The following is a 22600-nucleotide window of genomic DNA, read 5'->3' on the forward strand; positions in this document are numbered from 1 at the left end:
CGCTTGGAGAGGCCCTGGACCACGGCGCCCCGGAGACCGCGGGCCGACCCCGGAGCCTCGGCGACGTGTCAGGCTGCCGCAGCGACCCGGTTACGCAGGTTGTGGAACTGGCGGGTCTGCATGATGAAGTGGGCGGGTTCGCCCAGCAGCAGGTCGAACGGCCGCGTGAGCCGACGTGGGCGGCCCTGTCCGCGGGTGCGGACCACCAGGCGGGTCTTCCCGTCGGCGGTCGGCCGCAGATGGAAGCCCCAGACCCCGTCCATGCGCGCCAGCGGGAGAACGTCCCATTCCGGGTCGAAGGAGTGGCCGGAGGGCAGGCTGAGGTCCGAGCGCAGCACCAGGGTCCGGTACGGCTCCAGGCGGGCCACGGTGAACCATGACCGGCCGTCCCGCGTCGCCTGCAGCCGCTGCCCCTCCTCCAGTTTCTGCCACTCGGGCGCGATGCGGTCCGCGCTGGGTTCGCCGTAGCGGTCCAGCAGGTCCCAGCTGTACCAGCCACCACGGTCGACTCCCATCTGCACCAGCCAGGGCCAGACCTTCTCGGGTGGCGCTGGGAGGGTGGTCGCCATGGTCGATGTGCCGTCGGCGTCGGGGAAGAGCTCGTCGCCGGGGTAGGCACGGACGGTCTCGGCCTGTGTGGCGCCCCAGGTCAGCAGTCGCGGCCGGAACCGCAGTGCGTAGAGCGCCAGCGCGGCGGAGGCCGCCATGAAGGGGAGCAGACCGGCTCGCGGTCGCCGTCGGCATGATTTCTGCTCGGACATCGTGTCCTCCCTGGTCACCGGGAAACGGGCCTGGTGCGACAGGCCTCCAAGCCGTGTGGCAGGGCACCGGGGCGGGGATCGGACGGGCCGCGCACCGGTGGTCGTACACAGGGTGCCGGACTACGTGGCGCGGCGGCCCTCGATGCGGTTGACCGGCCTTCTCCGTGCCAACGGTCGGCGCTCCGCACGACGGGGCCTCGGCGTGGAGCCTGTCGCTTCATCTCTGCATATCGGGTGTGGAACGGCTCGCGCGAGGGCCGGTCAGCCCTGCGCCGGGTCCGATTGTCCCGGCGGCCGACTCGCCCGCGCCGCCACGCGGGGACTTGCGAAGCGACCGGGGCCGCCTGGGTCCGATGCACGCCGTGCTCGTCGCCGGTGACCAGCTGGAGAAGGCCAGGTCGTTTCCCAGTACGGGAGCGCGGATGATGCTGATGCCCAGGCGCGCGCGTCCTCGTCCGACCCGTCGGGGTGCGGTCCAAGGGCTGGTCGGGGCTCACGGCGACTTCGGCAGGGTTTTGTGGAACCGCGACGAAGGCCGCCGCGGAGCCGGTCGGTCCACGCCGGGGGCCGTGCGCCCAGGCGCGCCACGCCGAGCCGCAGCCCCGAGGCTTGTTGCCGTGGCGGCAGCAGTTCCGGGACGTCCGCGTGGAGGAGATCTGTCTGGAGGACGTCCCCGCCGACGCCGTGTCCGCAGCCTGCCGCCACGCCGTCCTCGCCGTGCTCGGCCACCGTGTAGCGGCCCACAGCAGGGTCCCAGCTCGCGGGAGGGCAATGTCCCGCTCAGGAGTGTCCGAGGGAATCGGTCGCTTCGGTGACGCATCCATGTCCGGCCCCCAGCATGGTCGGCCGGACAGGCAGGTGCCGGGCCCGCCGACCGGCAGGAACCCCCTCCGACGACGATGTCGTCGCCTGCCTGCCTCACGCAGGCCCGGCACCCGAGGCGGGACGCCCCGGCCCACCCCTTTCCCGAGGAACCGCCGTAGCGGCCTGCGCCGGTCCCCAATCCGGCGCCGCCCACAGGACTTCCAGCCTTGGCCGCCACCCTGAACGGCCAGGGGCCACGAAGGCGAGGTCTCAGGAAGGACCTCGTCACCGCTCGCCTCGCGGGCTCACCCATCACCCTCACACCACAGGCCCCGCTGGAGCAGGGGCCGAACGGCTCACCACGGGACCGAACGGCCCCACTTGCCCGCGATCACTGCGCAATGACATACCAGGTAAGGCATGGGTATGCCCTGGGGAGAGCGGACCGGCCCCTGACAGACGTCTCCTGCACGCCCGGTCGAGCACCTTGTCCGCACACTGCGAGCCGTGGCTGATGGCCCGTGGGCCCCCTCCCCGGGACCTTCGGTCCCTGCCGGTGCGGGTGGCTCCGGGCGCTCCATGGAGACCATGACGAATCTGCGTGACATCCCGCAGGCAGCGCCGGCTCCGGATTCGGGCAGCGCGAGGAGTCGTTGGACCGCCCTCGTGGTGCTCTGTGTGTCGCTGCTGATCGTGACCCTGGACAACACCATCCTGAACGTCGCCCTGCCCACCCTGGTGAAGGAACTCGGGGCGACGACGACCCAGTTGCAGTGGATCGTGGACGCCTACGCGCTCGCGTTCGCCGGACTGATGCTGGTGGCGGGCAGCGGCGCGGGCCGGTTCGGTCGCCGACGCGTCTTCATGGCTGGGCTCGCGGTGTTCGGGGTCGCGTCGGCTTGGGCGGCGTACTCGGGCTCGGTGGGGATGTTGATCGCGGCTCGCGCCGGCATGGGCGTGGGGGCGGCGATGATGATGCCGGCCACTCTCTCGATCATCACTGACGTGTTCCGGGATCCCGGCGAGCGGCGGCGGGCGATCGGCGTCTGGGCCGCCACCAGCGGGCTCGGGATCGCAATCGGTACGGTGGCGGGCGGGCTGTTGCTGGAGCACTTCTGGTGGGGGTCGGTCTTCTGGGTCAACCTCCCCTTCGCGCTGGCCGGTCTGGTGTGCGCGCGCCTGCTGGTGCCCGAGTCCCACAACCCGGAGGCGCTGCGCCCGGACCCGCCGGGGTCGGCACTGTCGATCACGGGCCTGGGGCTGCTGCTCTGGGCGATCATCGAGGCGCCGGTGCGGGGCTGGTCGTCGGGGATCGTGCTCGGCGCGGGCGGGGCCGGACTCGCGGTGCTGGTGTGCTTCGCCGTGTGGGAGGGGACCACCTCGCACCCGATGCTGAATCTTGGTTTCTTCGGCAACCGGCGCTTCTCGTTCGCCACCACGTCCGTGGCCCTGGCGATGTTCGGGCTGTTCGGCGCCCTGTTCGTGCTCACCCAGTATCTGCAGTTCGGCCTCGGCTACACCGCCCTGGCCACGGGTGTGCGCGTGCTTCCGGTCGCCGGGCTGCTGGCGGTGGTGGCACCGCTGTCGCCTGTGCTGGTGCGCGCGGCGGGCACCAAGGTGGTCGTCGGAACGGGTCTGCTGGTCGTCGCGGGCGGACTGTGGCAGCTGTCCCGCGCGGACGTGTCGTCCACGTACGGCGATGTGGCCGGCGGCATGCTGCTGCTCGGCCTGGGCGCCGGCCTGGTCGTCCCCGCTGCCCTCGATTCCCTCATGGGCACGCTGCCGCCGGGCGACACGGGCGTCGGTTCCGCGTCCAACGGTGTCTCCGTCCAGTTGGGCGGGGCGCTCGGAGTCGCCGTCATCGGCAGCCTGCTGACGTCCCGTTATCAGGACCGCATGGGCCCGCCGTTGGCGCCGTACCATCTGCCGCACAGTGTGTCGGACAGCGTCCTCGGCTCGCTGGGCGGTGCCCTCGAACTCGCCGCACGGGTGGGCGGGGTCTCCGGCCGCATGCTCGCGGAGCTGGCTCGGTCGGCATTCGTCAGCGGCATGAGCCTCGGTCTCATGGTCGGGGCCGTGGTCGCCGTGGGCGGAGCGGTCCTGGCATTCGTGGCACTGCCGTCCCGGCCGTCCGCCGAGTCCCCGGCCCCGGTGCGCCCGCCCGAGCACTGATCGTCCCCGGAAGGAGACCCGCATGCCTGCACTGGACCTTCTCAAGGAGCTCAAGGACCTCTACCGGCCGCCCGTCGGCAAGGCAGTGCTCGCAGAGGTTCCCGAGCAGAACTTCCTGATGGTCGACGGCACGGGCGACCCCCACACCTCCACCGGCTACCGGGCGGCCGTCGAGGCGCTGTACACGGCGTCGTACGCCTTGAAGTTCGCGGTGAAGCGCGGTCCGTCCGGCTTCGACTACAAGGTGATGCCTCTGGAGGGGCTGTGGTGGACGCCGGACATGGCCGACTTCTCCGTCGACCGCAAGCAGGACTGGCTCTGGACGATGATGATCGCCCAACCGCCGGTCGTCACGGCCGGCCTCGTCGCCCGGACCCTCTCCGACCCCAAGCTCCGCAAGGAGGCCAAGGCCCTGCCCTGGCTGCGGTTCGAGCCGTTCACCGAAGGTCTCGTGGCGCAGATCATGCACGTCGGACCGTACACGGCCGAGGGGCCCACGGTCGCGGCTCTGCACGCCTTCATCGCGGAACAGGGCCGCGCACTGGCCGGGAAGCATCACGAGATCTATCTGGGCGATCCCCGGCGTACGGCGCCCGAGCGGCTCAGGACCGTCCTGCGTCAGCCGGTCGCCGCTCGCTGACGCTCCGGGGGCCGTTCTGCCGCGATCGTCGTCCCGGTGGGGCGGTCGTGCGGGGCCATCCCCGGCTGGCCCGGATCGGCGGCTTCTCACCCTTGTCCGCGGTGCTGCCGTGCAGATCGCGGGCGGCGAGTTCGGCGCGGGTCCTGTCCCAGCCGTAGCCGGCGTGCACCAGGATGTCCTCGGCAGTGGCTCCGGGCCGTCCAACAAGTCCTGCGTCAGCGCGAGCAGCGGCGAGTCGTGGCGGTTCGCTCCGGCCAGAACGCTGCCGAGCGAGATTCCGTAACCATCCGTCATACCCGCGTCTTCAGGCCGTGCTTGCCGAGGTCGACCGGTGAGCGCCCGTCGACCTCCTCGGCGCCGGTCGCTTTGGTGTTGGACCATCGACGGCGATGGGGGCATGCGCCGTCGCGGCCGTCATGCCGGCTGCGGGCTGATGCCGGCGCGTCGCGGCGCGCCGGTGCGGGTGTGCACCCGCTCGTGGTTCCGGCACACCAGCAGCGCCCCGGGCCAGGCATTGCCGGCACCGCCGCGGCCACCTGACGGCCCGTCAACCCGCATCGTCGCCGGCGCAGGGCCGAACGGCCCCTGGGTGCATGCTGTTCGGCCAGGTGACAGGTGCCGATCAGCCCTGGAGGCCCGGCCGTGACAAGGCTTGAATGAAAGTGTCTCAGGAGGCTGCCATGAACAACGAGGCCCTGAGCGCCCACACCGGCCCATGCCACCGCAGAGCACTCACCGCGGTGTTGACGCTCCCCTTGCTCACACTCGCCGCATGCGGCACGAGCGGCGGCTCGAGTACGCCGGGCGGGATCGCCGAATCCTCCCGGCCCCCGGCTGGTACGACATCTTCGGGGAGTACCTCCGGAACACCCGCGCCCTCCACGCCATCGACATCCACCGCCCCGGGCACGACACACCCCGCGCCCTCGACAAGTGGCGGCACCGGCACCACCGCGAAGCACATCCGCACGGCGGTGTACTTCCTGCACGGCGAACATGTCTCGCCCGCCCCGCGCACCGTGACCGCTCCGTCCACCGCCACCGGAGCCGTCCGCGCCCTGCTGGCCGGCCCCAACCGCTACGAAGGCAGCCACGGGCGCACCACGGCCATCCCGTCCGGCACCACACTGCACTCCGTCGTGGTCCGCAACCACGTGGCGACCGTGGACCTTTCCGGCCGGTACGACGACGGCGGCGGCAGCCTGTCCATGCAGGCACGCCTCGCCCAGGTCGTGTTCACCGTGACCCGCTTCTCGTCCATCCACTCGGTCCGCTTCGAGCTCGACGGCAAGCCGGTGAAGCACTTCGGCGGCGAGGGCATCGTCCTCAACAGGCCCGTGGGACGGGCCGACTTCGAGGACCTGGCCCCGGCCGTCCTGATGGAGGCCCCGCTGATCGGCGACACCGTGCACACCCCGCTACGGGTCTGGGGCAGCGCCAACACGTTCGAGGCCGTGTTCCGTCTGAAGGTCACCGACACGACGGGGCGCACCGCAGCCGACGTGCGTGTCAAGGCCACCTCCGGCACCGGCACCCGCGGCACCTTCGACGTGACCTTCCCCTGCAAGGCTGCCCGCACCGGACCCGGCCTGCTCACCGCGTACTACCTGTCGGCCAAGGACGGCAAGCCCGTCACCGTCGACACCGTGCCACTGACCGTGAACCGCTGACGCCGGCCGTCCCGGGACAGCGCGAGGAGGCCGCACAGCGATCCCTTACGGCCGGACGGACAGCGCTCCGGGCCATTCCGGCCCACGCCGCGCCCGCCGGGCCCGAACCGCGGTGGGAACAGGAGCAACCCGGGGAAGTTGCCGTGGCGGGACCCGCCACGGCAACGACATCGCGACGGAACTCGGGCCGGCGCCCCGCAGTCCACTCGCGCAACGGGCATCGCCGGCCCGTATCACCTGCAACAGCACCCACCGAGCCAGGGCCCGGCACCGCGACGCACCCGACGAAGCGGGGGACCTGGTTGTCGGCGGCGCGACCTCAGGTCCCGAGCGCCGCCTCGTCGTCGACGGGAACGCCCAGACGGCCCGCCACCGTGGTGAGGGCCGCTCCGAGCGGAAGGTCGACCCGGGTGACGGCGTGCCGGTCGCCCCGGGTCACGTCCCGGTTGATGATGAGCACCGGTTTCCCTGCCTGCGCGGCCTGGCGGACGAACCGCAGTCCGGACATCACCGTCAGCGAGGATCCGAGGACGAGCACTGAGTCGGCCGCGTGGACGAGGTCGCGGCACTGTTCGACCCGGTGGCGCGACACTGCCTCGCCGAAGAACACCACGTCCGGCTTGAGGATCCCGCCACAGACTGTGCAGGGCACGACCTGGAAGTCCCCCACCTGGTCGTCGGTGAGGTCGGCGTCACCATCGGGGTTCATACCGGCGGCGACCGGCGCGAAAGCGGGATTGGCCTCCTCCAGTCGTCGGGCGAGTTCCCTGCGCGCGATGAGGACGCCGCAGCCGAGACAGACCACCCGGTCGAGGCTGCCGTGGAGTTCGACAACGCCCTCACTGCCGGCGGCCTGGTGCAGCCCGTCAACGTTCTGGGTGATCACCCCGGAGAGCAGCCCCTGCCGCCCGAACGCGGCCACCGCCCGGTGCCCGGCGTTCGGCCGCGCCCGGCCGAAGGCCCGCCAGCCGAGGTGACTGCGTGCCCAGTACCGCCGCCGCGCGTGCGCGCTGTCGGTGAAGTCCTGGTAGAGCATCGGGGTGTGCCGGCTCAGGCTGCCGCCCTCACCTCGGTAGTCGGGGATGCCCGACTCGGTGGAGATGCCCGCGCCGCTGAGCACCAGTACGCGCCCGGCCGCCAGCGCGTCGACGACCGACCGCAGGTCCGTCGTGCTCGGCGGCGGGTTCTCGGTGGGGGTCCAGCTCAGGGTGGGGCGCATGCGCATGGCGCCAGGGTACGAAACCCGGCGGCCGATGCCACGCGCCCAAGGCGCGCCGGCCGATCGGTGGCGGCGTCGGGGCTCCGCGGTGACGACGGCGTACCCCGGATCCGCGAACGGGCTTCCGTCCGTATCGGCCGGCTCGGCGACCGCGCCGCCGGCTCCTACTACGACGCCGCCTCCCGGTGCATCGTCGTCGACGTCACCGACCGGTCGGCGACCCGCCAGGTCCAGGCCGCCGGAGTCGTCCCCAGAGTCGTGCCCTCCTGCATGGCCCAACTGCACTCCACCGCCGCCACGTCGGCCGAGCCGGCTCACCGGAGCGAAGCGCACCCGGGGCGCGGGGTGCCGGCAGGTCGACGGCTTCGCAGACCCACCGGGTGACGGTGGTGGGTGTATCCCGTTGCCGCCTGCCAGATGGCCCGGCCGCTGGTCACAGCGCAGTACGGCGAGCACGATGGCGGCGTTCCTTCCCGCGGGCATGCCCGTCACCGTGAGCCGATCTTCTTCAGGCGACCGCGTATCAGGACCGCGAGCTGGTGCAAGGTGGCGCTCGACAGCGGCAGGCGGGCGGAGCAGGCAAGGCCGCCAGGGCCCTCGACGACGTGGTTGGCTTTCTTCACGCCAGCCAACCTCAACCGCCGTCGGACGCCCGCAAGTTACGCCCCGTCCTGCACGGTCACGAACGCGCGGTGAATCGCCCGTCGGGCCGCTTGTGCAACCATCCCCGTGTTCAGCAGCCCGGTGAGCACCGGCGAGTACCGCAGGCAGATCAAGCCGGGCTGCTACTACCCACTCCAGTACGACTGGGCGTACGACCTCTCGCACCTGTACGCCAAGGGCATCGCCGGCGCCGACCGCACGATCGTCAGGCGGCAGCTCCAGCCGTCCTACGCCGACCAGCCCTGTGCTCCGCACGCGCCTCGCGCGCCTGCCGTCCTGTCATCCGCTCATCTTCTTACGCCACTGGGGACCGACACGCTCCCACTCGGCCTCCCAGGCGCGTATCCGCCACCGGTCCAGCCGGAGCCGTGCCACCCGTCCGCAGCCCAGGGCCACACCGCCGGCACCCGCCGCGCCCAGCAGACCCGTCAGCGCCGACTGCACACGTGCTGCCCCCTCGGTGGGAGGCCGGCCCGCCAATTCGCCCCGGCTGTCGATCCACACGGTGACCGAGGTGCCCGCGGTGCTGCTGGGGTCGACCCGAGTCAGGCCCGTGTGGGTGGATCCGTCGGCGGTGGTCCAGCGGACCTTGCCCCACACCGTGTCGCCGCCACCACCGTCCGTCGACGCGGTCTCGGTCCTGTCCGCGTTCTCGGTGAGCTCGGCCGGTACGGCGTGCACGGTCGCGCGTCGTGCGGCAAGGCTGTCCTGCATGGCGCCGTCCGCCGCCGAGCCCGCGAGCAGGCCGCCCACCAGGGCGACGATCCAGGTGGCGAGGATGATCCAGGCCTCCACGGAGTCGCTGCGCCGGCGCAGTGGATTGTGCCTCCACCGCCAGAACCGCACCTTCCTCACCCGCGTGAGCCGCGTCCGCGCCATGGCTGGACACCCCTTTGTCTGCCGGTGCACCCGCCGGGGCCGACCGGGCCAGTCAGGCCGTATGACCGGCGGGCAGGCCCGCTCGGTCCCCGCCGCATCGGCGTCACGACTCCGCCGCGCACCTGCAGCGGGACCGGCTCGGGCGGATCGGGAGCCGTCGTCCTCCGGGACCGCTCCATGGGCATCACGCCCGTCTCGGACACCACCGTACCCGGGCCCCGGTGCGCGCTGCCCGCGACGGGAAGCGGCCTCATCCCCGTGCTCCACTGCCGTAAGGCGCATACAGGTCGAGCAGCCGGGTGCGCGCCGCCTTCAGCCTGCGGACCACGGCTTCGCCGACCCACAGCGCGATCGACCGCCCCATCTGGGGATCGGCCTCGCACATGCTCCGGACGGCGTCGGCGTCGAACTCGAAGGCGCGTACCGGGCCCACCGTCCTGGCGCCGAACCGCCACGCGTGGGGTGGGTAGAGCCAGGACCAGCCGAGGAGTTCACCTGCCCCCAGGGTCTCGATCACGGCCGCACGGCGTCCGGGCACCCGCATGTCGAGGGCGACGGTGCCCGACTCGATGATCCAGAAGTGGTCGGCCCGTCCGCCTTCGTTGAACAGCTGAGCGTCCGACGGGTAGCTCACGTCGTGCGCCATGCTCATGAGCCTGCCCCGGTATTCGGCGGGGAGTTTCCTGGTCGATCGGGGTGTGGTCGCGGTGGTCATGGCTGCGCCTCCTCGTGCGCCGGGCCGACGCGGCGGACGTCACGGAGGACGTCGCCTGCCTTCAGGCTCGGTCATAGAGGCCGCGAACACATGGGCCGATCGGTCCCCGTCGCGGAGCCCACCGGGCCACGTCCGGCGGATCGGCGTTCACCTCGTGCCCTCGGTCACGGTCCGGGCCGCCACGGCCACCGCCACAGAACCGAACACGCGCGGCCCCGCTCAGCCGCCCCAGGTCCACTCCGCGACCTCCGGCAGGTCGGTGCCGTGGAGGCGGATCCAGTCGTGGTGGCGCAGACGCGCGTCCTCCATGCGCTGGCGTACGGCCGCGGCGCGCACCGCCAGCCCGGGCACGCGGTCGATGACGTCCATGACCAGCCGGTAGCGGTCCAGGTCGTTGCGGACGACCATGTCGAACGGCGTGGTCGTGGTGCCGGACTCCTTGTAGCCGCGCACGTGCAGGTTCTGGTGGCCGGTGCGCCGGTAGGCGAGGCGGTGGATCAGCCACGGGTAGCCGTGGTAGGCGAAGATCACCGGCTTGTCCTTGGTGAACAGGCCGTCGTACTCGAAGTCGCTCATGCCGTGCGGGTGCTCCTCGCGGGGCATCAGGCGGGCCATGTCGACGACGTTGACCACGCGGACGGCGAGACCGGGCAGGTGTCGGCGCAGCAGCTGGGCGGCGGCGAGCACCTCCTGGGTGGGGACGTCCCCCGCGCAGGCGAGGACGACGTCCGGCTCGCCTCCGTTCTCGGTGCCCGCCCACTCCCAGATGCCGGCTCCGCGGGCGCAGTGGGCGCGGGCCTGGTCCATGGACAGCCAGTCGAAGCAGGGCTGCTTGCCGGCCACGATCACGTTGACGTAGTCGCGGCTGTGCAGTGCGTGGTCCGCGACGGACAGCAGCGTGTTGGCGTCCGGCGGCAGGTAGACCCGTACGACCTCGGGGCTCTTGTTGAGGACGTGGTCGACGAAGCCGGGGTCCTGGTGGGAGAAGCCGTTGTGGTCCTGGCGCCACACGTGCGAGGTCAGCAGGTAGTTGAGGGAGGCGATCGGTGCGCGCCACGGCAGCTGCCTGGAGGTCTTGAGCCACTTGATGTGCTGGTTGACCATCGAGTCGACGATGTGCACGAAGGCCTCGTAGCAGGAGAACAGGCCGTGCCTGCCGGTGAGCAGATAGCCCTCCAGCCAGCCCTGGCAGGTGTGTTCGGAGAGGATCTCCATCACACGGCCGTGCCGGTCGAGGTGTTCGTCGACCGGCAGGTGCTGGGCCTGCCAGGCCTTTCCGCTGGCGTCGAAGACGGCCTGCAGCCGGTTGGAGGCGGTCTCGTCGGGGCCCACGACCCGGAAGTCGCGGCGGGCCGAGGTGTCCTCCATGACCTTTTCCAGGAGGTCGCCGAGGACGCGGGTGGGCTCGTGGAGGGTCGTTCCCGGCTTGTCGACGGGCACGGCGAACCGGTCGAGGGACGGGACGGGCAGGTCGCGCAGGAGCAGGCCGCCGTTGGCGTGGGGGGTGGCGCCCGGACGCCTGGTCCCCTCGGGGACGCAGGCGAGGACGTCGGCGACCGGCCGGCCGTCGGAGTCGAACAGCTCCTCCGGGTGGTAGGAGCGCAGCCACGCCTCCAGCTGCCGCAGGTGTTCCGGGTTCTCGCGCACGCCGGCCAGCGGAACCTGGTGGGCGCGCCAGGTGCCCTCGACCGGCACTCCGTCGACCTCCGCAGGGCCTGTCCAGCCCTTGGGGGTGCGCAGCACGATGACCGGCCAGTGCGAGCGCTCCGTCACGCCGTTCTCGCGGGCGGAGTGCTGGAGCGCGGCGATGCGGTCCAGCGCGTCGTCCATCGCCTGCGCCATGGCGCGGTGCACGGCGGCCGGGTCGTCGCCGCTGACGTGGATCGGTGAATGGCCGTAGCCGCGCAGCAGCTCGTCGAGCTCGTGCTCGGGCAGGCGGGACAGCACCGTCGGGTTGGCGATCTTGTAGCCGTTGAGGTGGAGGATCGGCAGCACGGCTCCGTCGTGGACCGGGTCGAGGAACTTGTTGGAGTGCCAGGAGGCGGCCAGCGGTCCGGTCTCCGCCTCGCCGTCGCCGATCACACAGGTGACCAGCAGGTTCGGGTTGTCCAGGGCCGCCCCGTAGGCGTGCGAGAGCGAGTAGCCCAGTTCACCGCCCTCGTGGATGGAGCCGGGCGTCTCGGGCGCCACATGGCTCGGCACACCGCCGGGGAAGGAGAACTGGCGGAACAGACGCTCCATGCCGGCCCCGTCCCGGCCGACGTCCGGATACGTCTCGCTGTAGCTGCCCTCCAGCCAGGAGTTGGCCAGTACGGACGGTCCGCCGTGGCCCGGGCCCCAGATGGCCAGGGCGTCGATGCCGCGGGCCTTGATGACGCGGTTGAGGTGGGTGTAGACGAGATTCAGACCGGGCGAGGTGCCCCAGTGGCCGAGCAGCCGCGGCTTGATGTGCTCCGGGAGCAACGGTTCACGCAGCAGCGGGTTGGCCATGAGGTAGATCTGTCCGGCGGACAGGTAGTTGGCGGCACGCCAGTGCGCGTCCAGGGTGCGCAGTTCGTCGTCGGTCAGTACGGTGCTGCTGGTCTGGTGTTCGACCTTGGTCATCGGGCACTCCGGAAGTCATCGGCGTGGTCAAACGGGGCGGTGGAGGCGGCATGGCCGGCAAGAAGGCGGCGAAGGTGCCGCTCAAGGCGTATGAGAAGGAACTGCTGCGCCTGCAGACGGAGTTGGTGAAGCTGCAGGAGTGGGTGCGTGCGGAGGGCTCCCGCCTCGTCATCGTCTTCGAGGGGCGGGACGCGGCCGGCAAGGGCGGCACCATCAAGCGGGTCACCGAGCACCTCAACCCCCGTGTCGCCCGGATCGCGGCCCTCCCGAAGCCGACCGAACGCGAACGCACCCAGTGGTACTTCCAGCGGTACATCGAGCATCTGCCGGCCGCCGGGGAGATCGTGTTGTTCGACCGGTCCTGGTACAACCGGGCCGGGGTCGAGCATGTGATGGGCTTCTGCACCAAGGAGGAGTACCAGCTCTTCCTGCGGCAGTGCCCGATCTTCGAGCGGATGCTGGTGGAGGCCGGGATCCTGCTGCGCAAGTACTGGTTCTCGGTGAGCGACACCGAGCAGCAGGCGCGCTTCCGCAGCCGTATGGAGGACCCGCTGCGGCGCTGGAAGCTCTCGCCGATGGACCTGGAGTCGATCACCCGCTGGGAGGCGTACTCCCGGGCCAAGGACGAGATGATGGTGCACACCGACATCACCGAGGCACCGTGGTTCGTCGTGGAGAGCGACGACAAGCGCCGGGCACGGCTGAACATGATCGCCCATCTGCTGGATTCCCTGCCGTATCACGACGTGCCGCCGCCTGTGCTGGAGCTGCCGGACCGGCCGAAGTCGACCGGCTACCAGCGCTCGCCGCGTGACCTGCAGACGTACGTCCCCGATCACGCGGCGACCCTGTAATCCGGTCACGGCGCTCACGCCCGCTGCGGTACGACGGCGACCGGGCAGGCGGAGTGGTGCAGTACCGCGTGGGCGACGCGGCCGAGCTGAAGCCCGAAGCGTCCCTCGCGTCGCTTGGCACCCACCACCAGCAGGTCGGCGTCGTACGAGAGGTCCGCCAGGACCCTGCGGGCGTGGCCCTCGACGGTGCGGCGGTGCACGTCGGCGTCCGCCGGTACGTCGCGCAGCGCCCCCTCCAGCGCCGCAACGGCCCGCTCCTCGTGCAGCCGGGCGGGTTCCCCGGCCATCAGCGGGTGGTCGGTGCTCTCGTGCGCGGGGCACCGCCAGGCGCGTACGGCCTCCAGACGCGCCCCGCGGCGGCGCGCCTCGTCGACGGCGAAGCGCACGGCCGAGGACTCGGCGCCGTCCTCGCCGACGCCCAGAAGGACACGTTGGTGGGTGCCCGGTACCGCCTGATTGTCGTGGCTGCCGCGCAGCACGATCACCGGGCAGTCGGCGTGCGCCGCCACGGACAGGCTGACGGAGCCGAGCAGGAACTCCGCGATGCCGCTGCGGCCGCGGCTGCCCACCACCAGCGCGGAGGCCTGACGCCCCTCGTGCACCAAGGCGTACTCGGGCTCCTCCGCCAGCGCCACCGGTGCCACCTTCAGGTCCGGATGGCGCTCGTGCGCCCGCCGGGCCGCGTGGTCGACGACGTCCTGGGCGAGCACCGCCTCGGACGGCTTCCCGAGGTCCGTGGCGAGGGCGCTGCCCTCGTAGCGCTCCCACAGCGAGGCGTACACGACCCGCAGCTCCACCCCGCGCAGCACGGCCTCGTCGGCGGCCCAGTCGACGGCACGCAGGCTCGGTTCGGAGCCGTCCACGCCCACGACCAGAGGGAGTTCCATCGTTTTCACCTTTCCGTGCCGAGGTCGAAGACGATGCGGGCCTTGACCTGGCCGCGCAGCACCTCGTCGATGGCTTCGTTGACCGCGGTGAGCGGACGGGTCTCGTGGATGACCCTGGTGCGCCCCGCCGCATGCAGTCGAAAGACCTCGGCGAGGTCCTGACGGGTGCCCACGATCGAGCCGATCACCGAGGTGCCGTTCAGGACGGTGTCGAAGATCGGGACCTGGATGGTGCCGTGCGCCGGCAGTGCCACCATCACCAGCTTCCCGCCGCGCCGCAACCCGGAGTTCACGGCGGTGAACGCGGCCTCGTTCACGGCCAGGGCGATCGCCGCGTGGGCGCCGCCGTGCTGCCTCAGCACCTCGCCGACGTCCTGCTTGCGGGCGTCGATGACGAGGTCGGCGCCGAGTTCCGCGGCCAGTTCGAGCTTCTCGTCGGTGACGTCGACGGCCGCGACGGTGGCTCCGGCGATCTTCGCGTACTGCACGGCCAGATGGCCGAGGCCGCCGATGCCGGAGATCGCGACGAGCTGGGCCGGCCGGACGCCTGCGACCTTGAGCGCCTTGTACGTGGTGACGCCGGCACAGGTCAGCGGGGCGGCCTCGACGGCGCCGACGCCCTCGGGCACTGGTTGCGCGAAGTCGGCCCAGGCCAGCATCTTCTCCGCGTATGCGCCGTCGCAGCCGTACCCGGTGTTGATCTGCTGCTCGCACAGCGTCTCCCAGCCGGACAGGCAGTGCTCGCACCGCCCGCAGGCCTTCCCCAGCCACGGCACGGCGACCCTGTCCCCCACGCTCAGATGGCTGACGCCGTCGCCGAGCTTCTCGACGAGGCCCACACCTTCGTGGCCGGGCACGAACGGCGGTTCGGGCTTGACGGGCCAGTCGCCGTGGGCGGCATGGATGTCGGTGTGGCACAGCCCCGAGGCCTCGACACGGATGCGGACCTGGCCGGGCCCCGGCTCGGGATCGGGCCGGTCCTCGATGACCAGAGGGGCGCCGAAGGCTTGTACGACTGCTGCCTTCATGGTGGTTGAGCTCCTGTCTGAGGGGGTGCGTCAGTCGTGGGCGACGACGGCGACGGGGGCGGTGGCGTGGTGCAGGGCCGCGTGCGTGATCGGGCCGATGTGCGGACCGAACCGGCCCTGGCGGTGCCGCCGGCCGACGACGACCAGGGAGGCATCGCCGGAGGCGTCGACCAGGAGGCTCGCGGGGCTGCCGTAGCGGGACTCCTCCGTGATGGAGAGGTCCGGGAACTTCTGCCGCCACGGGCGCATGGCTTCCGTCAGGGCGTCGGCGTGCTGGCGGGCCAGCGACCGGTGGAGTTCGTAGTCCGCGGGGACGCCGTAGGAGATGTACGGCGACGGGTTCCAGCCGTGGACGACCCGCAGGGAGGTGGACCGGCGGACGGCCTCGTCGAGAGCGAACTCGATCAGTGTCTCGTCCGGGGAATCGGTGTCCAGGCCGAGCAGCACGGGCCGGTAGGGGGTCGCGGCGGACGGGATGCCCGCCGGATCCGGCTGGTGCTCGTCCGCGGCCTGTTCCCCGGCGCGGACCAGGACCACCGGTCGGTCGGCGTGCGCGACGACCTCGTAGCCGACCGAGCCGATCAGGAAGCCGCCGATCCCGCTCAGGCCGCGGGAACCCATGACGAACACTTCGGCCTCCTTGGCCTGGCCGGCCAGAATCTCGGCGGGCCGTCCGCTGAGGTGCTCGGTGATCACCTCGATGCCGGGGTGACGCAGCCGCAGTCCTTCGGCGGCCTCGCGAGGAACGCGCTCGGTCCAGTGCTGGAGCGTCTCGGCTCCGAGCAGCGGTGCCTGCGCGATCGGGTCGGGTACGGCCTCCCAGACGTGCACCAGCTTCAGCGGCAGGCCGCGCAGAGCCGCCTCGCGCGCGGCCCATTCGGCCGCGGCGCGGCTCTCGGGCGACCCGTCCAGGCCCACGGTGACGGTACGGGGCATCATGATCTCCACCTCCCGGTTTGATCCGTTCCCAGCGTCGGCTCCGGGAGGGGGTGCGGGGCAGGGGCCGCTGGTCCTGAGCGGGGGCCGACCGGCCCCATCGTGGCGAGAGCGCTGCGGCGGTGCGCGCGGTGGTTGGATCCTGGGGCCGGACGGCGAAAGGCGGGCCATGGTGCGAAGATCCGCAGGGTGGCGGGCAGTGCCCGGTGTCGGCGGCCTCCCCGATCACCCGGGGGCCTGGCGGCGGGTGCTGCCGGGGCTGGTCATGCTGCTCGGTTACCGGCGGGCGTGGCTGCGCGGCGACCTGCTGGCCGGGGTGACGGTGGCCGCCTATCTCGTGCCGCAGGTGATGGCGTACGCAAGCGTGGCCGGACTGCCGCCGGTCACGGGACTGTGGGCGATCCTGCCCTCGCTCGCGCTGTACGCCCTCCTGGGCACCTCACGGCTGCTGTCGGTGGGCCCCGAGACGACGGCCGCGTTGATGACGGCCACCGTGGTGGCTCCGCTCGCCGGTTCCGACCCGGGCCGCTACGCCACACTGGCCACCGCGCTCGCGGCCACGGTCGGCCTGCTCTGTCTGGCCGCGCGGCTGCTGCGCCTGGGCTTCGTCGCCGACCTGCTGTCCCGTCCCGTCCTGATCGGCTATCTGGCGGGTGTGGCCCTGATCATGGTCGTGGACCAGCTGACCAAGCTGACCGGCGTACCGACGACGGGTTCGACGTTCTTCCCGCAGCTGTGGTCCTTCCTGCGGCACCTGGGGCAGGCCCACCCGGCCACGCTGGTGTTCTCTGCCGTCACGCTCGCGCTCCTGTTCGCGGTCCGGCGGTGGCTCCCCCTGGCGCCCGGACCGCTGCTGGTCCTGGTGCTGGGCACCGCGTCCGTGGCCGCCTTCGATCTGGACGGCCGGCACGGCATCAAGGTGATCGGCGCGGTACCGGCGGGCCTGCCCGACGTGGCCCTGCCGGACCTGACGGAAGTGCCGCACCTGGTGCTGCCCGCCCTCGGTGTCCTCCTGGTCGCGTACACCGACTTCATTCTCACCGCCCGCGGCTTCACCGCTCCCGACGACGCCGGCTCGGAGCTGGATGCCAACCAGGAGTTCCTGGCCCTCGGTGCGGCCAATCTCGGGGCCGCCTGTCTGCACGGCTTCCCGGTGAGCAGCAGCGCCAGCCGCACCGCGCTCGCCTCCTCGACGGGGGCGCGGAGTCAGGCGTACTCGCTGGTGGCGGGCCTGGTGGTGGTCGCCGTGCTGCTGTTCCTCAGCCCGCTGCTGACCCACACGCCGTCGGCCGTGCTGGGCGCGATCGTGGTGTACGCCGCCGTCCGCATGATCGATCTCGTGGGCTTTCGCCGGCTGGCCTCCTTCAGGCGGCGCGAACTGCTGCTGGCGCTGGGCTGCCTGGCCGGGGTGCTGACCCTGGACATCCTCTACGGCGTGATCGTCGCCGTCGGTCTGTCCGTGGCGGAGCTGCTGAGCCGGGTGGCGCGCCCGCACGACGCCGTCGAGGGGCTGGTACCGGGTGTGGCCGGCATGCACGACGTGGACGACTACCCGCAGGCCCGCACCATCCCGGGCCTGCTCGTCTACCGCTACGACTCCCCGCTCTTCTTCGCCAACGCACAGGACTTCCACCGCCGGGCGCTGGCCGCGGTGGACGAACAGACCACCCCGGTCCGCTGGTTCGTCCTCAACACCGAGGCGAACGTGGAGGTGGACATCACCGCCCTCGACGCGGTCGACGAGGTGCGCCGCGAACTCGTCCGCCGTGGGATCGTGTTCGCCCTCGCACGGGTCAAGCAGGACCTGCTGGACGACCTGGAGGCGTACGGGCTGGCCGAGACAGTGGGCAGGGACCTGATCTTCCCCACCCTGCCGACCGCCGTGGCCGCGTATCGGACCTGGTGCCGCGAGAGTTAGGCCGGTCAGTTCTTCACGGGCGTGCGCACGACAGGCCGGCGCGTCGTCGTCCCGGTCATCCCGGTTGTCACGGACGTCCCTGGGCCCGACGGCCGCCGGGCGGCACGGCGCTGCTGCGCCCGCAGGACCAGCGCGTCGAGTGCCGCGCTGAGCACGAAGGTGACGGCCATGGCGATCACGAGGAGAACGGCGAACTGCCGCCAGAATTCCGGAGTCAGGCTCGTACCCATGGTGTTCCCCCCTTTCCGCTCTGTCGTTCTGCACTGTCGGTTGGCTCTCTCATCACCATCGAACTGCGGACGGGCGCATGGCACAGGGTGCCAGTGGGGTGGGACGCACCGCCGGTCGGCCCGATCGTGGGGCCGGGTGGCCCCTGGTCCGGTCCGGGCCGCGCGCCCACGCTGGGAGTGGTAGTCCGTACGCCTGAGTGGAGGCACGCCATGAACGCTCCCGTCACCACGAGCATGCCGCGGGCGCTGCCTGCCGAGCACCGGCAGAGGCTGATGCGGATCGCCCGGGAGGTGTCGTTCCCCGAGGGCACTCGGCTCTTCGAGGAGGGCGGTCACGCCGACCGGTTCTGGATCATCCGCACCGGCACGATCGATCTCGACATGCGCGTGCCCGGCCGCCGGGCCGCCGTCATCGAGTCGCTCGGGCACAACGAACTGGTCGGTTGGTCCTGGTTGTTCGCCCCGTACATCTGGCACCTCGGCGCCCAGGCGGCTTCGCCGCTGCGGGCGTACGAGTTCGACGCCGCGACCGTGCGGACGATCTGCCAGGAGGATCCCGCGTTCGGACGGACCGTCGCCCGCTGGGTGGGCGAGGTCGTGGCCGACCGGCTGCAGGCGGCCCGGGTGCGGCTGCTCGACCTGTACGCCCCCTACGGCAGCGGGACGCTCCGCTGAACCCGAACGATCAAGGAGGCGTCGTGCACGCATTCCCGCACATCGTGAGTGATGTGATGACCCGTACCGTCGCCGCGGTCGGCCGCGAGGCAGCCTTCAAGGACATCGTGCGGACCATGCAGGACCGGAAGGTCAGTGCGGTACCCGTGGTGGACGGCGGGAACCGGGTCGTGGGGGTCGTCTCCGAGGCCGATCTCCTGCCCAAGGAGGAGTTCCGCGACAGCGACCCCGACCGGTACACGCAGCTGCGGCGGCTGTCGGACCTCGCGAAGGCGGGCTCGGTCACCGCCGGCGAGCTGATGACCTCGCCCGCCCTCACCGTCCGGCCGGACGCCACGCTCGCGCAGGCCGCGCGGGAGATGGCCCGGGCCCGGGTCAAGCGTCTGCCGGTGGTCGACGACGGTGGGCGTCTTGAGGGCGTCGTCAGCCGTGCGGACCTGCTCAAGGTGTTCCTGCGGGACGACGAGGAGATCGCCGAGGAGGTGCGGCGGGAGATCGTCTCGTATCTGTTCACCACGCCGCTCTCGAAGGTGCGGGTCGAGGTCCGCGACGGGGTCGTGACGCTCACCGGCCGGGTCCGCGACACCTCCCTGGTGCCGGTGGCCGCGCGCCTGGTCCGGGCGGTCGAGGGGGTCGTGGACGTGGAGTTCGCGCTCGACGGACTGGACCGGCCGGCAAGCTGATCGACGTCACCATCCCGGTGTCCCGGTGGTCGGCCGGTCGCTTCGGTCTCAGCCTGTCCTGTGCCCCCACTCCCGTCCGACCCGCTCCCATTCGGCTCCCCACCGCTCGGTGGCCCGCCGCTGCACGCGCAGCCGCACCAGCCGCCCGCCGCCGAGAACCATCAGCCCCGTCGCCAGCCCGACTCCGGTGCCGGCCAGCACGACACGTGTCGCCGCCTCCTCGGCATTCACGGGCGCCGACACCAGGCGGCCGCGTCCGTCCGTCCAGGCCCGCACCTCACTGCCCCGCTTCGCCGTGGGCTTCACGTCCACCGTGCCCGTACGGACCGTTCCCTTACCGTCGCTCCAGTGCACCGTCGCCAGCACCCGGTCGTACCGCACACCGGTGACGACGTCCCGCCCGCTTCCGGCCACGGTCTTCACAACCACCGCCGACACCGGCCGACGGTCCGCCCGGTCCTCGTTCACCACGCGCTGCGCGGCCTGCGCCCCGACCATCCCGGCGGCAACCGCTCCGGCCGTCGCGGCCGTCCAGGCGGCCAGCACGATCCACGCCTCCACCACATCGCTGCGCCTCCGCAGCGGGTTGCTCCGCCAGCGCCACCCCAGGACCTTCGCGCGTCTGACCTTTCGCATCGGTCACACCCCCTTACGGGCGCAATAAGGACGGGCACACCTAAAAGGTCTCACCAGATCACCGTCTTCGGGAGGGGCAGCAGGCCCTTTGCACGGTGCGGCGGATCGGGTGGCGTGGCGGCGAGTGGGGCCGGTCGGCCCTAGTGCGCCCGGTCCCCGCGGGTGATGATCGTCGTGACGTGCGGCCCGCAGCCCGTGCGTCATACCTCCGGGGAACAAGGGGTCGACATGACCGAGGCACGTACCTTCACGGCGCAGGACCCGATCCGCGTCTTCCTGCTCGACGACCACGAGGTCGTCCGACGCGGACTGGCAGACCTGCTGGACGGCGAACCCGACATCAGCGTCGTCGGCGATGCCGAGAACGTCGAGCACGCCCTCGTCCGCGCACCCGCCGTGCGCCCCCATGTCGCCGTCCTGGACGTCCGACTGCCCGACGGCGACGGCATCTCCGTCTGCCGGGACCTGCGCAGCCGCATGCCCGAACTCGCCGTGCTGATGCTCACCTCGTTCGACGACGAGGACGCGCTCCTCGACGCCATCATGGCCGGCGCGTCCGGCTATGTCCTCAAGCAGATCAAGGGCTCCGACCTGATCTCGGCGGTCCGCACCGTCGCCTCCGGCCAGTCCATGCTGGACCCGGCCACCACCGCCCGGCTCATGCGCTCCCTGCGCACCGAACCCGCCGAAACACCCTCGGTGGCACCCGAGTTGGCGGGCCTGTCGCCGCGCGAGCGGGAGATCCTCGCGCTGATCGGGGACGGACTCACCAACCGTGAGATCGGCAAGCAGCTCTATCTGTCGGAGAAGACCGTCAAGAACCACATCTCCCGGCTGCTGGCCAAACTGGGCGTGCAACGCCGTGTGCAGGCCGCGGTCCTGGCCACGCACCTGGACCAGCCGGAGACGGGCGACCGCTCCGCGCACTGATCACACCTTGCCGTACGGGACCAGGGCGACGGGGCAGTGCGCGTGCCGCAGGATCGCCCGGCCGTCGGGGCCGGTCAGCGCGGCCGCGCGGCCGTTGCGCCGTCGTACGCCGGCCACGACGAGTTGCGCGCCGACGCTCGCCTCGACCAGGGAGCGGTGCGGGCGGCTCCGAGGCCTCGGCGAAGGCAAGCTCGGCGGCTTCGCGGCCCTCTGGTGGCTCGTCCTGCGCCAGGACGACGGGACCGGTCCGGCTCTGCCTGCCGCACACCACCAGCACCGGGCAGCCCGCACGGGCCGTCAGACGACCGAGCCGTGCAGGCGGCCGCGCGTGCCGTGCGCGAGGCCGACCCGAGCACGTCACCGGCTCGCCGACCAGGACTTCACGCGTGATCGCCAGGTCGGGCGCCCCCCGGCGAGCCCGCCACTCGGCATCGGCCGGCGCCTCGTTCACCCGGTCCCGCAGCCCGCCGCCGTCCGGATCCCAGGGACCAGCTCCTGGGACCAGGTCAGGGCGTGCGCCGGCTCCAGGCCCGCGCCGCGGCTTCCACGGCCGCCAGGCCCGACGGCGAACCGTCCACTCCCACCACGACCGGACCGTTCATGGTGCCCCGGGCCTCGGCCGCACTGGGCCGACAGGCCCCGGGGGCGCACCGACCGGCCCCTCGCGGGGGCCCGTACGGACCCTCAGCCGATCTCCAGTACCTCGTGCACGGGACGGCGGGGCGTCCCCGTCCCCGCGGGCCCGTAGCCGAGGCGCAGCACCATGTGGACGAAGCCCATGGCCGAGCGTGGATCGCGGGCCAGCTCCCGCAGGTCCGCCTGCTCCAGTGCGTGCGAGGTGAGGGAGGTGGCCAGGCCGTCGAGCGTGGCCAGCAGGAGGACCCGCTCGAGCGCCTGTCCCGCGCGCAGCCAGTCGTCGGGGTGGTCATTGTGCGTGCCCAGCAGTGCCAGGTGCGGCGTGGTCTCGAAGACAGCCGCCGGACGGCCGGGCACGGCGCGACGGCCGGCGAAGTCACGGACCGGAGCGCGACCGCCCTGCTTGCGCGGCCCGAAGGCCCCCTCGGGAATGCCGTCCACGGCCGTGCCGGCACTCTCCGCCCCGATGCGGGTCCACCGCTGCACGTCCTCGAGACGCTCGGGGTGCAGGCTGTCGCGCCCCTCGACGTCGCGGACGTGTTCCAGCAGCGACTCCACGTGCCAGGCCTCGGGGAAGACCAGCTGGGCGCCCTCCCTGAGGGCGGCCTCGCGCAGGGCGTCCCGGACTGCGGCCGGGATCGGCTTGTCCTGGAACGGATGGCGGCTGGTGTGCCGACGGGCGATCGCCGGGAACAGCGTCGCCAGGTCAGGGTCGGGCCGGTCGCTGTCGTTGAGATGCACGACGGCGAGCAGCTCCCGGTCGGCGGGATCGGGCAGCAGACGCACATCGACGTGCAGGCCGCCGTCGGCCGCGGCGACACGGAGGTTGAACAGCGCCGCGCCGCAGCCGATGTGCAAGCCGCGGTTGTCCGGGTCGGTGTGCGGCATGGCGCGCTCGAAGTCGGCACGCAGTTCGACCGTGCCGACTCCGGTGTGGTGGCGGAATCGCCACGGCTGCGCGTTGTGCAGGGAGGGCGCGGCCGTGGCGGCGGCCACCAGGGCCGTGATGTTCGTCGTGTCGAGGGGTTGGGCCGGCATGGGGCGCGCCTCCCTGGGACGG

General features: G+C 72.0%; 22 protein-coding genes and 1 pseudogene. 9 read left to right on the forward strand and 14 right to left on the reverse strand.

The features are described 5' to 3' along the window. Positions 1 to 68 precede the first annotated feature (68 nt). Positions 69 to 761 (reverse strand): hypothetical protein, encoded by a 693-nt coding sequence (locus tag ACWC1K_RS08910; protein ID WP_450829652.1) that lies wholly within the window; start codon positions 759 to 761, stop codon positions 69 to 71. A 1392-nt stretch (positions 762 to 2153) separates the two neighbouring features. On the opposite strand from ACWC1K_RS08910, the gene ACWC1K_RS08915 reads away from it, so the two are divergent. Continuing rightward, complete coding sequence (locus tag ACWC1K_RS08915) at positions 2154 to 3737, forward strand: MFS transporter (protein ID WP_450829653.1); 1584 nt, start codon at positions 2154 to 2156, stop codon at positions 3735 to 3737. A 22-nt stretch (positions 3738 to 3759) separates the two neighbouring features. Next, complete coding sequence (locus tag ACWC1K_RS08920; RefSeq protein WP_450829654.1) at positions 3760 to 4377, forward strand: GyrI-like domain-containing protein; 618 nt, start codon at positions 3760 to 3762, stop codon at positions 4375 to 4377. 55 nt (positions 4378 to 4432) lie between these two features. On the opposite strand, the pseudogene ACWC1K_RS08925 reads toward ACWC1K_RS08920, so the two are convergent. Beyond that, positions 4433 to 4754 (reverse strand): annotated as a pseudogene (locus tag ACWC1K_RS08925) (IS5/IS1182 family transposase); the annotation flags it as partial. Positions 4755 to 5057: 303 nt separating this feature from the next. Between ACWC1K_RS08925 and ACWC1K_RS08930 the strand changes: the two are divergent. Then, complete coding sequence (locus tag ACWC1K_RS08930; protein WP_450829655.1) at positions 5058 to 6047, forward strand: GerMN domain-containing protein; 990 nt, start codon at positions 5058 to 5060, stop codon at positions 6045 to 6047. A gap of 319 nt (positions 6048 to 6366) precedes the next feature. Here ACWC1K_RS08930 and ACWC1K_RS08935 read toward each other — a convergent pair whose 3' ends face one another. After that, on the reverse strand, positions 6367 to 7272 hold the full coding sequence (locus tag ACWC1K_RS08935; protein ID WP_450829656.1) for an NAD-dependent protein deacetylase: 906 nt from the start codon (positions 7270 to 7272) through the stop codon (positions 6367 to 6369). Positions 7273 to 7332: 60 nt separating this feature from the next. On the opposite strand from ACWC1K_RS08935, the gene ACWC1K_RS08940 reads away from it, so the two are divergent. Beyond that, complete coding sequence (locus ACWC1K_RS08940) at positions 7333 to 7650, forward strand: hypothetical protein (protein WP_450829658.1); 318 nt, start codon at positions 7333 to 7335, stop codon at positions 7648 to 7650. A 104-nt stretch (positions 7651 to 7754) separates the two neighbouring features. Here the strand turns inward: ACWC1K_RS08940 and ACWC1K_RS08945 are convergent, their stop codons facing one another. From ACWC1K_RS08945 to ACWC1K_RS08960, 4 genes are all read right to left on the reverse strand, one after another. Continuing rightward, positions 7755 to 7889 carry a hypothetical protein gene (locus ACWC1K_RS08945; protein ID WP_450829660.1) on the reverse strand — a complete coding sequence of 45 codons (135 nt, stop codon included), beginning with the start codon at positions 7887 to 7889 and terminating at the stop codon, positions 7755 to 7757. Positions 7890 to 8208: 319 nt separating this feature from the next. After that, on the reverse strand, positions 8209 to 8808 hold the full coding sequence (locus ACWC1K_RS08950) for an Rv1733c family protein (protein ID WP_450829661.1): 600 nt from the start codon (positions 8806 to 8808) through the stop codon (positions 8209 to 8211). A gap of 250 nt (positions 8809 to 9058) precedes the next feature. Next, entirely contained in the window at positions 9059 to 9523 is a 465-nt protein-coding gene (locus tag ACWC1K_RS08955) for a cyclic nucleotide-binding domain-containing protein (RefSeq protein ID WP_450829662.1), read from the reverse strand. Between the two features lie 219 nt (positions 9524 to 9742). Then, positions 9743 to 12127, reverse strand: a complete 2385-nt coding sequence (locus ACWC1K_RS08960) for a phosphoketolase family protein (RefSeq protein WP_450829664.1) — start codon at positions 12125 to 12127, stop codon at positions 9743 to 9745. A gap of 50 nt (positions 12128 to 12177) precedes the next feature. Between ACWC1K_RS08960 and ppk2 the strand changes: the two genes are divergently transcribed. After that, positions 12178 to 12981 (forward strand): polyphosphate kinase 2, encoded by an 804-nt coding sequence (gene ppk2, locus ACWC1K_RS08965; RefSeq protein ID WP_450829665.1) that lies wholly within the window; start codon positions 12178 to 12180, stop codon positions 12979 to 12981. Between the two features lie 14 nt (positions 12982 to 12995). Here the strand turns inward: ppk2 and ACWC1K_RS08970 are convergent, their stop codons facing one another. The 3 genes from ACWC1K_RS08970 to ACWC1K_RS08980 are packed head-to-tail and all read right to left on the reverse strand — an operon-like array spanning position 12996 to position 15832. Further along, positions 12996 to 13868, reverse strand: coding sequence for a universal stress protein (locus ACWC1K_RS08970; protein WP_450829667.1), 873 nt, complete (start codon positions 13866 to 13868; stop codon positions 12996 to 12998). Between the two features lie 5 nt (positions 13869 to 13873). Further along, complete coding sequence (gene adhP, locus ACWC1K_RS08975) at positions 13874 to 14896, reverse strand: alcohol dehydrogenase AdhP (RefSeq protein WP_450829668.1); 1023 nt, start codon at positions 14894 to 14896, stop codon at positions 13874 to 13876. A 30-nt stretch (positions 14897 to 14926) separates the two neighbouring features. Then, a complete protein-coding gene (locus ACWC1K_RS08980; protein WP_450829849.1) occupies positions 14927 to 15832 on the reverse strand; it encodes a universal stress protein in 906 nt (301 codons plus the stop codon). Positions 15833 to 16097: 265 nt separating this feature from the next. Between ACWC1K_RS08980 and ACWC1K_RS08985 the strand changes: the two genes are divergently transcribed. Beyond that, on the forward strand, positions 16098 to 17750 hold the full coding sequence (locus ACWC1K_RS08985; protein WP_450829850.1) for a SulP family inorganic anion transporter: 1653 nt from the start codon (positions 16098 to 16100) through the stop codon (positions 17748 to 17750). Positions 17751 to 17755: 5 nt separating this feature from the next. On the opposite strand, the gene ACWC1K_RS08990 is transcribed toward ACWC1K_RS08985, so the two are convergent. Further along, positions 17756 to 17980 (reverse strand): hypothetical protein, encoded by a 225-nt coding sequence (locus ACWC1K_RS08990; RefSeq protein ID WP_450829669.1) that lies wholly within the window; start codon positions 17978 to 17980, stop codon positions 17756 to 17758. 210 nt (positions 17981 to 18190) lie between these two features. Between ACWC1K_RS08990 and ACWC1K_RS08995 the strand changes: the two genes are divergently transcribed. Next, positions 18191 to 18655, forward strand: coding sequence for a cyclic nucleotide-binding domain-containing protein (locus tag ACWC1K_RS08995; RefSeq protein WP_450829671.1), 465 nt, complete (start codon positions 18191 to 18193; stop codon positions 18653 to 18655). Positions 18656 to 18678: 23 nt separating this feature from the next. Further along, positions 18679 to 19338, forward strand: coding sequence for a CBS domain-containing protein (locus tag ACWC1K_RS09000; RefSeq protein WP_450829673.1), 660 nt, complete (start codon positions 18679 to 18681; stop codon positions 19336 to 19338). Between the two features lie 48 nt (positions 19339 to 19386). Here the strand turns inward: ACWC1K_RS09000 and ACWC1K_RS09005 are convergent, their stop codons facing one another. Continuing rightward, the gene (locus tag ACWC1K_RS09005; RefSeq protein WP_450829675.1) at positions 19387 to 19974 is read right to left on the reverse strand and encodes an Rv1733c family protein; all 588 of its coding nucleotides are present in this window, start codon (positions 19972 to 19974) and stop codon (positions 19387 to 19389) included. A gap of 228 nt (positions 19975 to 20202) precedes the next feature. On the opposite strand from ACWC1K_RS09005, the gene ACWC1K_RS09010 reads away from it, so the two are divergent. After that, positions 20203 to 20904, forward strand: coding sequence for a response regulator (locus ACWC1K_RS09010; RefSeq protein ID WP_450829676.1), 702 nt, complete (start codon positions 20203 to 20205; stop codon positions 20902 to 20904). Here the strand turns inward: ACWC1K_RS09010 and ACWC1K_RS09015 are convergent, their stop codons facing one another. Continuing rightward, the gene (locus ACWC1K_RS09015; RefSeq protein WP_450829678.1) at positions 20905 to 21093 is read right to left on the reverse strand and encodes a universal stress protein; all 189 of its coding nucleotides are present in this window, start codon (positions 21091 to 21093) and stop codon (positions 20905 to 20907) included. A gap of 495 nt (positions 21094 to 21588) precedes the next feature. Then, positions 21589 to 22578, reverse strand: a complete 990-nt coding sequence (locus tag ACWC1K_RS09020; protein ID WP_450829679.1) for an Acg family FMN-binding oxidoreductase — start codon at positions 22576 to 22578, stop codon at positions 21589 to 21591. Positions 22579 to 22600 lie beyond the last annotated feature (22 nt).

It is taken from the genome of Streptomyces sp. NPDC001492 (assembly GCF_053597275.1).